10 protein-coding genes are annotated in these 12,014 nt (G+C 71.3%); 4 read left to right on the top strand and 6 right to left on the bottom strand.

Features of this window, described 5'->3' with window-relative positions; translation table 11 throughout:
- Positions 1-90: 90 nt before the first annotated feature.
- The 3 genes from pyk to pta all read right to left on the bottom strand — a co-directional run bounded on the left by pyk (position 91) and on the right by pta (position 5,043).
- Positions 91-1,521 carry a pyruvate kinase gene (pyk, locus tag OG842_RS12220; protein WP_266729635.1) on the bottom strand — a complete coding sequence of 477 codons (1,431 nt, stop codon included), beginning with the start codon at positions 1,519-1,521 and terminating at the stop codon, positions 91-93.
- A gap of 74 nt (positions 1,522-1,595) precedes the next feature.
- Positions 1,596-2,912: an acetate kinase gene (locus OG842_RS12215; RefSeq protein WP_266729634.1), complete on the bottom strand. Its 1,317-nt coding sequence runs from the start codon at positions 2,910-2,912 to the stop codon at positions 1,596-1,598.
- A gap of 4 nt (positions 2,913-2,916) precedes the next feature.
- Positions 2,917-5,043: a phosphate acetyltransferase gene (gene pta / locus OG842_RS12210; protein ID WP_266729633.1), complete on the bottom strand. Its 2,127-nt coding sequence runs from the start codon at positions 5,041-5,043 to the stop codon at positions 2,917-2,919.
- 238 nt (positions 5,044-5,281) lie between these two features.
- Between pta and OG842_RS12205 the strand changes: the two genes are divergently transcribed.
- Positions 5,282-6,307 carry an ATP-dependent 6-phosphofructokinase gene (locus OG842_RS12205; protein ID WP_266729632.1) on the top strand — a complete coding sequence of 342 codons (1,026 nt, stop codon included), beginning with the start codon at positions 5,282-5,284 and terminating at the stop codon, positions 6,305-6,307.
- Positions 6,308-6,533: 226 nt separating this feature from the next.
- Positions 6,534-7,541: a helix-turn-helix domain-containing protein gene (locus OG842_RS12200; RefSeq protein WP_266729631.1), complete on the top strand. Its 1,008-nt coding sequence runs from the start codon at positions 6,534-6,536 to the stop codon at positions 7,539-7,541.
- A gap of 28 nt (positions 7,542-7,569) precedes the next feature.
- Here the strand turns inward: OG842_RS12200 and OG842_RS12195 are convergent, their stop codons facing one another.
- The 3 genes from OG842_RS12195 to OG842_RS12185 form a co-directional block, all read right to left on the bottom strand.
- Positions 7,570-8,211: a helix-turn-helix domain-containing protein gene (locus tag OG842_RS12195; protein WP_266733549.1), complete on the bottom strand. Its 642-nt coding sequence runs from the start codon at positions 8,209-8,211 to the stop codon at positions 7,570-7,572.
- Between the two features lie 236 nt (positions 8,212-8,447).
- Positions 8,448-9,149 carry a zf-HC2 domain-containing protein gene (locus OG842_RS12190; RefSeq protein ID WP_266729630.1) on the bottom strand — a complete coding sequence of 234 codons (702 nt, stop codon included), beginning with the start codon at positions 9,147-9,149 and terminating at the stop codon, positions 8,448-8,450.
- Positions 9,146-9,634: a sigma-70 family RNA polymerase sigma factor gene (locus OG842_RS12185; protein ID WP_266729629.1), complete on the bottom strand. Its 489-nt coding sequence runs from the start codon at positions 9,632-9,634 to the stop codon at positions 9,146-9,148. The genes OG842_RS12190 and OG842_RS12185 overlap by 4 nt, the downstream gene beginning before the upstream one ends.
- Positions 9,635-9,975: 341 nt before the next feature.
- Here OG842_RS12185 and OG842_RS12180 point away from each other — a divergent pair, with 341 nt between their 5' ends.
- Both OG842_RS12180 and OG842_RS12175 read left to right on the top strand, forming a co-directional pair.
- Positions 9,976-10,668: a hypothetical protein gene (locus OG842_RS12180; protein WP_266729628.1), complete on the top strand. Its 693-nt coding sequence runs from the start codon at positions 9,976-9,978 to the stop codon at positions 10,666-10,668.
- A gap of 68 nt (positions 10,669-10,736) precedes the next feature.
- Positions 10,737-11,996, top strand: a complete 1,260-nt coding sequence (locus OG842_RS12175) for a vanadium-dependent haloperoxidase (protein ID WP_266729627.1) — start codon at positions 10,737-10,739, stop codon at positions 11,994-11,996.
- The last annotated feature ends 18 nt before the right edge of the window (positions 11,997-12,014 follow it).

Here is a 12,014-nt window from a genome sequence, read left to right as displayed (position 1 = left end):
GCACCGTCCCGTCCGGGAGCCGCAAAGGGCCGTGGGCCGCACTCGTCAGGAGTGCGGCCCACGGTCGTTCGTCCAGGCGTGACGGGCACGTCAGTCGCGGCTGCCGCCGCCGACGTGGTGCACCCGGACCATGTTGGTCGTGCCCGGGATGCCGGGGGGCGAACCGGCCGTGATGACCATGGTGTCGCCCTCGTTGTAGCGGCCCAGCTTCAGCAGCTCGCCGTCGACCAGGTCGACCATCGCGTCCGTGTTGTCCACGTGCGGCACGACGTGGGCCTCGACGCCCCAGCTCAGCGCGAGCTGGTTGCGGGTGGACTCGTCCGTGGTGAAGGCCAGGATCGGCTGCGCCGCGCGGTAGCGGGAGAGCCGGCGGGCCGTGTCACCGGACTTGGTGAAGGCGACCAGTGCCCGGCCGTTCAGGAAGTCCGCGATCTCGCAGGCCGCACGGGCCACCGAACCACCCTGGGTACGGGGCTTCTTGCCCGGGACCAGCGGCTGCAGGCCCTTGGAGAGCAGCTCCTCCTCGGCGGCCACGACGATCTTCGACATCGTCTTGACCGTCTCGATCGGGTACGCGCCCACGCTGGACTCGGCCGACAGCATGACCGCGTCCGCGCCGTCCAGGATCGCGTTGGCGACGTCGGACGCCTCGGCGCGGGTCGGCCGCGAGTTGGTGATCATCGACTCCATCATCTGGGTCGCGACGATCACCGGCTTGGCGTTCCGCCGGCAGAGCTCCACCAGGCGCTTCTGCACCATCGGGACCTTCTCCAGGGGGTACTCGACGGCCAGGTCACCGCGGGCGACCATCACGCCGTCGAACGCCATGACGACGCCCTCCATGTGCTCGACGGCCTGCGGCTTCTCGACCTTGGCGATGACGGGGACCCGGCGGCCCTCCTCGTCCATCACCCGGTGGACGTCCTTGACGTCGTCGGCGTCCCGCACGAAGGACAGCGCCACCAGGTCGCAGCCCATCCGCAGGGCGAACCGCAGGTCGTCGACATCCTTCTCGGACAGGGCCGGGACGTTGACCGCCGCACCGGGCAGGTTGATGCCCTTGTGGTCGGAGATGACACCGCCCTCGATGACGATGGTCTTCACCCGGGGGCCCTCGACCGCAACGACCTTCAGCTCGACGTTGCCGTCGTTGATCAGGATCGGGTCGCCCTTGGCGACGTCGCCCGGCAGGCCCTTGTAGGTCGTGCCGCAGATCGACTTGTCGCCGGGGACGTCCTCGGCGGTGATGGTGAACTCGTCCCCGCGGACCAGCTCGACGGGGCCCTCGGCGAACTTCGCCAGGCGGATCTTCGGGCCCTGGAGGTCGGCGAGCACACCGATCGCCCGCCCGGTCTCGGCGGCGGCCTTGCGGACCCGGTCGTAACGACCCTGGTGCTCCTCGTGGCTGCCGTGACTGAAGTTGAAGCGGGCCACGCTCATGCCGGCCTCGATCAGAGCGACGAGCTGCTCGTGCGAGTCGACGGCGGGACCGAGTGTGCAGACGATTTTGGAACGGCGCATGAGGCGGATCCTATCGGTTTGTTTCGCTACGGAATATTCCGTCTGGTGGAAGGTACAAAGGGGCGCGGGGGTGCTCAGTTGTGGGCTTGTCCGACCGCGTCTCGGGCCTGGCCGACGGCGTCGGGGACGGCCCGGCCGGCCATGCCGTGGGCCTGTCCGATGAGCGCGAAGGTCTGTACGGCTATCTCCAGTTCCTCGTCCGTCGGCACCACGGCGACCGCGACCCGCGCGTAGTCCGGCGAGATCAGCCGGGGCTCGTCGGACCGTACGGCGTTCAGATCCGCGTCCACCGCCAGGCCGAGCTCCTCGAGACCGGCGACGGCAGCCTCCCGCACCGGTGCCGAGTTCTCCCCTACCCCCGCCGTGAACGCCACGGCATCCACCCGGCCGAGGACCGCCGAATAGGCGCCGATGTACTTCTTCAGCCGGTGCACGTAGATGTCGAAGGCCAGCGCCGCACGCTCGTCGCCCTCGTCGATCCGGCGCCGGATCTCCCGCATGTCGTTGTCGCCGCAGAGGCCGACCAGACCGCTCTTCTTGTTGAGCAGTGCGTCGACCTCGTCCGCCGACATCCCCGCGACGCGCATCAGATGGAAGGTGACGGCCGGATCGATGTCCCCGGAGCGGGTGCCCATCACCAGCCCTTCCAGAGGCGTCAGCCCCATCGAGGTCTCCACGCACCGGCCACCGGCCACCGCCGACGCCGAGGCGCCGTTGCCCAGGTGCAGCACGATGACATTGACCTCCTCGGGGGTGCGTCCCAGCAGTTCGGCGGTCCTGCGGGAGACGTACGCGTGCGAGGTGCCGTGGAATCCGTAGCGCCGGATGCGGTGGGCGTCGGCGGTCTCCGTGTCGATCGCGTACCGCGCCGCGTACTCCGGCATCGTCGTGTGGAAGGCCGTGTCGAAGACCGCCACCTGCGGAAGGTCCGGCCGAAGCGCCCGAGCGGTACGGATGCCGGTGATGTTCGCCGGATTGTGCAGCGGGGCCACCGGGACCAGGCGCTCGATCTCCTCCAGTACCTCGTCGTCGATCACCACGGGCTCGGTGAACCGCAGTCCGCCGTGCACCACCCGGTGGCCGATCGCCGCCAGCTGCGGGGAGTCCAGGCCGAGCCCGTCGGCCGCCAGTTCCTCCGCCGCCGCCTTCAGCGCCGCCTCGTGGTCGGCGATCGGGCCGGTGCGCTCACGCCGCTCGGCCCCGCCTCCGGTCAGCGGGGTGTGCACCAGCCGGGAGGTCTCCTCGCCGATCCGCTCGACCAGCCCCACCGCGAGCCGGGTGCGGTCGCTCATGTCCAGCAGCTGGTACTTCACCGACGAGGAGCCGGAGTTGAGGACCAGCACGCGGTACGCGCCCGCCGTGGTGGAACCCGCTGTGGTCGGGGTGGTCATCCGTTCACTCCTTGCCCTGAGCCTGGATCGCCGTGATGGCCACGGTATTGACGATGTCCTGGACGAGCGCGCCCCGGGACAGGTCGTTGACGGGCTTCCGCAGCCCCTGCAGCACCGGTCCGACGGCCACCGCGCCCGCCGAGCGCTGCACGGCCTTGTAGGTGTTGTTCCCGGTGTTCAGGTCCGGGAAGATCAGCACCGTCGCCTGGCCCGCCACCTCGGAGCCCGGCAGCTTCGTCGCGGCGACGCTCGGCTCCACCGCGGCGTCGTACTGGATCGGGCCCTCGATCCTCAGGTCCGGCCTGCTCGCGCGGACCCGGTCCGTCGCCGCGCGCACCTTGTCGACATCGGCGCCCGATCCCGAGGTCCCCGTCGAGTACGACAGCATCGCGATCCGCGGGTCCACGCCGAACCGGGCGGCGGTGGCCGCCGACTGCACCGCGATGTCGGCGAGCTGCTCCGCGTCCGGGTCCGGATTGACCGCGCAGTCGCCGTACACCAGCACCTTGTCGGCGAGGCACATGAAGAAGACGGAGGAGACGATCGAGGCGTCCGGCTTCGCCCTCCCGTCGCCCGCCACCGCCCTGCCTGACGAGCTTCGCTCGGCTGCCTTCGTCTTGATGATCTCGAAGGCGGGACGGATGGTCGCCGCGGTGGAGTGCACCGCCCCGGAGACCATGCCGTCCGCGAGCCCCTCCTGGACCATCAAGGTGCCGAAGTAGTTGACGTCCGCGACGACGTCGTACGCCAGCTCCACCGTGACCCCGCGGTGGGCCCGCAGCTGGGCGTACCGCTCGGCGAAGGTCTGGCGCAGTTCGGCGGTCTGCGGGTCGATGAGCTGCGTGCCGGCGAGGTCGATGCCGAGGTCGGCGGCCTTCTTGCGGATGACGTCGGGGTCGCCGAGCAGGGTGAGGTCGCAGACGTCGCGGCGCATCAGTACGTCGGCGGCGCGCAGCACCCGCTCCTCGGTGCCCTCCGGCAGCACGACCCGGCGCCGGTCGGCGCGGGCCTGCTCCAGCAGTTCGTGCTCGAACATCATCGGGGTGACGCGGCCGCTGCGGGCCACCGAGATCCGCTCCAGCAGGGCGCCGGTGTCCACATGGCGCTCGAAGAGGCCCAGCGCGGTCTCCGCCTTGCGGGGCGTCGCGGCGTTCAGCTTGCCCTCCAGGGCGAAGAGCCGGGCCGCGGTGGGGAAGGATCCGCCGGCCACCGACACGACCGGGGTGCCCGGTGCGAGTCGCGCGGCCAGCCTGAGTATCTCCTCGCCGGGGCGCTCGTCCAGGGTCAGCAGCACCCCCGCGATGGGCGGCGTCCCGGCGCTGTGCGCGGCCAGCGAGCCGACCACCAGGTCCGCCCGGTCCCCGGGCGTGACCACCAGGCAGCCCGGCGTCAGCGCGTTCAGCATGTTCGGCAGCATCGCACCGCCGAAGACGAAGTCCAGCGCGTCCCTCGCCAGCCCGGAGTCGTCGCCGAGCAGGACCGTGCCGCCGAGCGCCGCGGTGATCTGGGCGACGGTCGGCGCGGAGAGCGCCGCGTCGTCGGGCAGGACCGAACAGGGGACGGGCAGCGTGGCCGTCAGCCGCTCCGCGATGGCGTCGCGGTCCTCGGCCGCCACCCGGTTCACGATCATCGCGACCACGTCGCAGCCCAGTCCGGCGTACGCGCGGTGGGCGTTGCGGGTCTCGGCCCGCACCGATTCCGCGGTCTGTCCCTTGCCGCCGACCACCGCGATCAGCGAGGCGCCGAACTCATTGGCCAGGCGGGCGTTGAGGGCCAGCTCGTCGGGGAGCTGGGTGGCGGCGAAGTCGGTGCCGAGCACCAGCACCACCTCGTACTTCTGGGCCACCTGATGGAACCGGTCGACCAGCCGGGAGACCAGCTCGTCCGTGCCCTGTTCCGCCTGGAGCGCGGACGCCTCGTGGTAGTCAAGCCCGTAGGCCGATGCGGGGTCCTGAGAGAGCCGGTAGCGGGCCCGCAGCAGCTCGAACAGACGATCGGGTCCGTCGTGGACGAGCGGCCGGAACACCCCGACCCGGTCCACCTGACGCGTCAGGAGCTCCATGACTCCCAGATCGACGACCTGCCGGCCGTCTCCCCGGTCGATCCCGGTCACGTACACGCTGCGCGTCACGCGTGTTCTCCCGTCCAATTGCGGTTTGGGATGGTATTGCCATGTTGACGATACCCGCGGGCACCGAGGCGTCGCCCGCCGGGCGAAGCGGCCCGCGCGGGGGCCGCGGAACCGTCCCGGAGGACGGCGAACGCGAGGTCCAGACCAGGCGTGGGACAATCGTCGTGGCTCACGGTACGGGGGATTCAGTGGACGTCCGCCGAAATGCACGGCACTAGCGAGCAGGAGACAAGGCACGATGCGCATCGGAATTCTCACCGCAGGCGGCGACTGCCCAGGTCTGAACGCAGTGATCCGGTCGGTCGTGCACCGAGCCGTGGTGGGCCACGGCGATGAAGTCATCGGCTTCGAGGACGGTTTCAAGGGCCTCCTCGACGGACACTTCCGCCCCCTTGACCTCAACGCGGTCAGCGGCATCCTCGCCCGCGGCGGCACCATCCTCGGCTCGGCCCGGCTGGAGCGCGACCGGCTGCGCGAGGCCGCCGAGAACTGCGCCGAGCTGAGCCGCCGTTACGGCATGGACGCGCTCATCCCGATCGGCGGCGAGGGCACCCTCACCGCGGCCCGGATGCTGTCGGACGCGGGCATGCCCGTCGTCGGCGTCCCCAAGACCATCGACAACGACATCTCCGCCACGGACCGGACCTTCGGCTTCGACACGGCGGTGGGCGTCGCCACCGACGCCATAGACCGCCTCAAGACCACGGCCGAATCGCACCAGCGGGTCATGGTCGTCGAGGTGATGGGCCGGCACGCGGGCTGGATCGCGCTGGAGTCCGGAATGGCGGGCGGCGCGCACGGCATCTGCCTCCCCGAGCGCCGCTTCCAGGTCGAGGACCTGGTGAAGATGGTCGAAGAACGCTTCGCGCGCGGCAAGAAGTTCGCGGTCATCTGCGTGGCCGAGGGCGCGCACCCGGCGGAGGGCTCCATGCCGTACGCCAAGGGCGAGATCGACCAGTACGGCCACGAGCGCTTCCAGGGCATCGGCAACCGGCTGGCCATCGAGCTGGAGACCCGGCTCGGCAAGGAGGCCCGGCCGGTCATTCTCGGCCATGTGCAGCGGGGCGGCACGCCGACCGCGTACGACCGGGTGCTCGCCACCCGCTTCGGCTGGCACGCGGTGGAGGCGGCGCACCGGGGCGACTTCGGCCGGATGACGGCACTGCGCGGCACCGACATCGAGATGGTTCCGCTTGCCGACGCGATCACACAGCTCAAGACGGTGCCCAAGGACCGGATGGACGAGGCCGAGTCGGTCTTCTGACCCGCTCCGGCCCCGGCCGCACGGCAGCGGCCCCGCTCGAACGACCCTGCGGCCCTGACTGTCCCCCCGTGGACGGTCAGGGCCGCTCGCCGTTCCCCCGGCGTCCGGGCGCCGTTCCGGATGGTCGGATCCGGACGGGCCGCGGTGCCGGAAACAACTCTTGAGCCGACGGACCGGATCAACAAGGCTTATCCCTGTCCGGGACATGTCCCAACCTTGTCCGGGCGTGGAATCCAGGGGAGAGGCACAGCAGATGGTCGTCGAGGGCAGAGCTCCGGATCCTCGTGGGGCGCGCAACGCGCCCGAGTTCGTAGCCCTGTTGGGGGTGCTCAAGGAAGCGTCGGGTCTGACGTACCGCGAACTGGCCCAGCGGGCCGACGCGGTCGGGGACGTGCTGCCGCGCTCCACGATCGCCAACATGTTGGGGCGCACGTCGGTCCCGCGCGAGGAGCTCCTCGCCGCCTTCGTACGGGCCTGCGGCTGCGGGCCCGAGGAGGTGGCGGATTGGCTCGCCGTACGCAAGGAACTCGCCGTGCACGGGGAGCGGGCCGGGACGGGGGAGGAGTCCGGGGCGGCACCGGAAGCCACCGCCGGGCACTCGTCCGAGCCGCCCACCGTCCCGTTCCCCGAACCGGCACCGGCCCGGCGCCCCCGGTTCAGGAAGGTTCTGGCGGCCGCCTTCGGGCTCGTCGTGCTCGCCGCCGCCGCGGTGACCGTCACCCTGCTCGTACGGGACGACGGGAAGGAAGCCACCCCCGTGAGCGGGCCCGTGGCCGGGCGGACGGTGCAGATACGGTCCGTGCACTCCGGGTTCTGCCTCTCCGAGAAGCGGGGCAGCGACAGCGGGCGGCTGTACCAGGTGCCGTGCGAGCAGGAGACGATCCCGAGTTTCTCCCTCAAGCCGCTGGACGGCGACGCCTGGCGGATCGTGACCGATCACCCGGACTACGACCTGGGCTGCACCGGGATCTGGGACGGGATGCGGGATGCCGGAGCCGGGTTGCAGGACCAGGAGTGCGGCAAGCGTGGCGATGCGGAGGAGTTCCTGATCGAGCCCGTCGGCCGTCCCGTCGAGGGGTACCGCATCCGGCCCGCCCACACCCGCCTGTGCGTCGGTGCCGAGGGGAACAGCAAGGACCGCGGCGCCAAGCTGGTGCAGACGGGCTGCGACGGAGCGGGCCGGGGGAGCCTGTTCTCCTTCGACCCGGTGGTCACGGAGACGGCCGGCGGCTGAGCGCGTACGAGGGAAGGCGCCGGGCGGCTCAGTGGCCGTCCGGCCCCGGCACCCCCGCCGCCCGCCAGAACCGTTCCAGGATCTCCGCCAGGAACACCCGCCCCGAGTCGCCCGTGGCCCCGGCCCGCTCCGCACCCGTGCTGCTCCAGCTCAGCGTCGACACCATCAGCGCCTGGTAGTCGGTGTGCAGTTGCTCCAGCACGTCCTGGAGGAACCCGCGCTCCAGCGGCACCAGCCTGGACACCGGCCGCAGATGGGCCTGCCAGCGCGTGGTCACCGCACCGCGCAGCAGCTCCGCGAGCTCCTCGTCCCGTCCGGACACCGTCACGAACCCGGCGGGCGTCAGCCCCAGCACCTCGGCGAGCACCGCGGACTGGCGTTCGTTGCCGCGCCAGCGCCCCGAATCCTCCATCCGCAGATACGCGGAGGTGGACAGCCCCAGCAGCCGCGCCAGCTCCTCCACTGCCAGCTCCTTGGCCACCCGGTGCTCCCGCAGGGTGCGCGCGGCGGTGAGCAGTTCGCCCGGCGAGCACCACAACACCCCGGCCAGCGCAGTGAGTTCGTACTCGTTCGGCGAGGCGAGCCCGCGCTCCCAGGCGACCACCGTCTCGGTGCTGACCCGGAGCCCGTACTGGGCCCCGAGCCCGTAGGCGACATGGCCGGGAAGCATCCCCAGGGCCTCGCGCAGTCGGCGGGCGGCGGGGGCGTTGAACGGCGGGGACGGGTGCACGGCCCCACGGTAGGAGTCAAGGCATCGAATGACTACGGTGTGTTCCACCGATATCCACGGATCGTAGGAACGTCCTAGACCCGCGACCGGCTTCCCGTGCCGTCCCGCGCCGGGGCGGGCGGAACCATCCCGCGGGCCGTCGGCGGAGCGGCCCGCGGGATGGCGGTCGAGGCCGGTCAGAGCGGTCGGGCCGTGGCGACCAGGCGTCCCTCGTGGTCCATCACGGAGATGGACCGGATGTCGGGAAGGCGCACGGCACTCGCCCCCGTCACGGCGGCGCTGCCGTTGGGAGTGATCGCCCAGGTGGCCGCCTGCTCCTTTCGGCCGTCCACCGAGGAGACCTGGAGGACGAAGGGTCCTGGTGCTCCTGCGGGCAGATCGGCCAGGGTGACGCTCACCGCGGTGCCCCAGGGCTTGTCCGTGAGCGTGGCACGGCCGGACACGGAGTACCCGGCGGCCGAGGTGAAGGCGGTGGCCGGGCCGTCCGGGCCGGCCGGGTGCCGGAACCGCAGCATCGAGCCCACTCCGAGCCCGGCGACCACGATCAGGGCCGCGGCCAGTGCCAGCCACTGCCGACGGGCCCGGCGCCTGCGTACGGCATCGGCGGTGCGGACCTGCTCCAGCAGGCGGCCGAGCCCGGCCGACGAAGCCGGCGGCGCCGCGTCGGTGCCGGTCTCGCGTGCGTCCGGGGGGCGGGGCGCGGGCATGGCCGGGGCGCGGCGGAGCAGTCCGGCCAGCGGGGCCGAGCTCGCGAGCTCGTCACGGCATTCCCGGCACATGGGCAGGTGGGACTCCAGGACGCGGCGGTCGGTCTCGCCGAGACCGCCCAGCACATATGCGCCGATCAGCATGCGCACGTCATCGTGGTCGGTGCTCACCGCAGAACTCCCATTTCTTCAAAGGCTGCGCGCAGGTTGCGTACGGCGTAGTAGGCGCGGGACTTGACCGTTCCCTCCGGGATCGTGAGTCGTGACGCGGACTCGGCAACGGTCAGCCCCTCGAAGTACAGAGCCTGGATCACATCACGGTGCTCGCCGGACAGGCGTTCCAGCGCCGCGGTGATCACGTGGCCCTCCAGCGCCGCCTCCACGTCATCGGCAGAAGGTACGGCCGCGAGCGCCTCGTCGTCGTAGAGCGGTTCCGGACGCCGCTGCTCGGCACGCCAGCTGTCGGTGAGCACGTTGCGGGCGATCGTGAAGAGATAGGAGCGGATGGTGACCTGGCTCGGTTCGATCCTGTCGATGCTGCGCCATGCCCGCAACAGAGTCTCCTGCACCATGTCCTCCGCCTGCTCAGGGCTGCGCACGTACCTGCGCACGAAGGAGAGCAGCACATCGTGGTGCTCGGTGTACAACGCAGTCATCAACTGCTCGTCCGGCGTCACGCTCGATGTCCTCGTCTCGCGGGCTGGGGTCGCTCGGAGCACCGCCGGGCCCGAACCGCGGGCGGCTGACAGTCCGCGCCCCGGGGCGGCGCGGAACCGGATCCGGTCCATCCGACTCACTTCCATACCTGACCGCATCGGCTGAGCCGTCTTGGAGGACGGCTGCGACCTGCGGCTTCTGGTGTCCTGAGGCACTGATCGTGCGCCTCGCAGCTACGTGTACGACGAGCGGGGGGTCCGAGTTCACCCGCGGATTGAACCGGGTGCGACAGGCGGTCGTACACCTGGCCGCAAGCCCCCGACACTCAGGAGAACAAGTCATGAGGAACAACAAGCTCGGCTGGACCCTCGGTGCGAGTGCGGCCGTGATCCTCGGCCTCGGCGCCACGGCCTTCGGACTGTCCAGCGCGAACGCGTCGAGCCTGGACAGGCCCTCCGCCGCGAAGCACCCGGTCAAGGTGAAGGTCGTCGCGCCCGAGCGCGGGGACAACGCGGGCGTGGAGGGCAAGGGCTGGATCGTGGACCTGAAGCTCTCCTTCCGGGGCAAGACCCTGGCCCAGACCGGCTACAACGGGCTCCAGCTCACCGGCCCTGCCGCGCACAACGACACCGCCCCCTTCCCCGGTACGTTCTCCACCGGCCGGGACGAAAAGGTCCCTGGACTGGTCGTGCTGGACTCCACCACCAACAGCACCCTCCCCGGCTTCTCCGGGCCGGGTACCAACCTGGCCAATCTGTTCAACCTCTCCGGCGTCACCGACCGCACCCCGCACACGACCGAGCTGTGGGACACCTGGATCGTCGGCGCCCCCATCGTGGGGCAGAACGTCGACACCACTCTGACCGTGGCGGTCGTCGACGACCTCGACCACGACGGCATCTACAACGACGCACCCGCCGTCGTGAAGGATCTCGACGGCGACGGGAAGATCGGCGCCAAGGACCTGGAACGGATGGGCGTCGCCTCCAACATCGTCACCGTCCCCTTCCACATCGCCGCCGACCCCGCCTGAACACCACCGGGTCAGGAGGAACGCCGCTGCCGGCATCCGGCCCCACCCCACCATCAGGAGCTGCTCCCGTGAAAATTTCGAAGACCCGTGCGGCCCTGGCGGCCTCCACGGCACTGCTGGTCGCCTCCGGCGCGGCGCCGGGCGTCGCCGCCCCTGCGTCCGGGCACGACCGCACCTCCGTGGCGCTCGCCTGGTACGACACCACGGCCGACACGATCGCGACGGCCGGATCGGCGCTGCCTCCGGTGACCAACAACCGCACCTGGGCGATCAGCTGGATCGCGGCGGCGCGGGCCCTGCAGCATGTGCCGTCCGGGGTCGACCGCGGGGACTACCAGGACGCGGCGCTGGCCGCCGCGGTGCACCGTGCCCTGGTCGAGCTGGCGCCCACCCGTGCCCCGGAGCTGGATGCCGCCCTGCGGGAGACCCTGGACCGGACCCCCGACGGCCCGGCCGAGACCCTGGGCGTCGCGGCGGGCGAACGCCAGGCGCTGGAGGTCCTGCACGACCGCGAGGGCGACGGCCTCGACGCGGCCTCCGTGAACGCCCCCTTCACCGTGCCGCCGGCCGCGCCGGGCGTCTGGCAGCCCACCCCGCCCGCGTTCGCGCCCGCCATCCAGAACGGCAGCCGGTTCGCCCGGCCCTTCCTGCTGAAGAGCGCCGACCAGTTCCGGCTGCCCGCGCCGCCCGCTCCGACGTCCGAGCGGTACCGGACCGACCTGAAGGAGGTCCGGGACTTCGGCGAGCTGAACAGCACCGCGCGCACCGCGCGGCAGACCGACACGGCCAACTTCTGGTTCGACTCGTCGCTCGCCCTGTGGACCAAGCCGATTCGCGTCGCGCTCGCCGCCGCGTCCCACCAGTCGCCGGCCAAGCAGGCCGAACTCGTCGCCCTGGCCCACGCCACATTGGTGGACACCCAGATCGCCACCTCCGACAGCAAGTACACCTACCCGCTGTGGCGCCCCGTCACCGCGATCCGGGCCGGCGTCGGCGACATGGCTGCCGACCCGTCATGGACTCCGTTGCACACCACCCCGGCGCACCCGGACTACCCCAGCGGCCACAACACCTACGCGGGCGCGACGGAAACCGTTCTCACCGCCCTCGTGGGACCGCGCACGGCCCCGTTCACCCTGACCAGCGGCACAGCACCGGGCGTCGTCCGTAAGTACACCGCATGGCACCAGCTCACGCTGGAGAACATGGACGCGCGGGTCTGGCTGGGCATCCACACCCGACTCGCGGACGAGGCCGGGGTCGAAGTGGGCACCGATGTCGCCAGGTACGGCCTGAGCCACGCCCGGTCGTTGTTCCAGGAGCACTGAGGCGGCCGGGCGAACACC

The organism is Streptomyces sp. NBC_00376, assembly GCF_036077095.1.
Classification (GTDB): domain Bacteria; phylum Actinomycetota; class Actinomycetes; order Streptomycetales; family Streptomycetaceae; genus Streptomyces.
Note: the sequence above shows the minus strand (reverse complement) of the source record. Positions and strands in the feature narration are given on the sequence as shown.

Excerpts from the sequence above, each read along its gene's own strand:
- pyk (WP_266729635.1), bottom strand. The coding sequence starts at position 1,521 with ATGCGCCGTTCCAAAATCGTCTGCACACTCGGTCCCGCCGTCGACTCG.
- OG842_RS12215 (WP_266729634.1), bottom strand. The coding sequence starts at position 2,912 with ATGACCACCCCGACCACAGCGGGTTCCACCACGGCGGGCGCGTACCGC.
- OG842_RS12205 (WP_266729632.1), top strand. The coding sequence starts at position 5,282 with ATGCGCATCGGAATTCTCACCGCAGGCGGCGACTGCCCAGGTCTGAAC.
- OG842_RS12195 (WP_266733549.1), bottom strand. The coding sequence starts at position 8,211 with ATGCTTCCCGGCCATGTCGCCTACGGGCTCGGGGCCCAGTACGGGCTC.
- OG842_RS12185 (WP_266729629.1), bottom strand. The coding sequence starts at position 9,634 with ATGACTGCGTTGTACACCGAGCACCACGATGTGCTGCTCTCCTTCGTG.
- OG842_RS12180 (WP_266729628.1), top strand. The coding sequence starts at position 9,976 with ATGAGGAACAACAAGCTCGGCTGGACCCTCGGTGCGAGTGCGGCCGTG.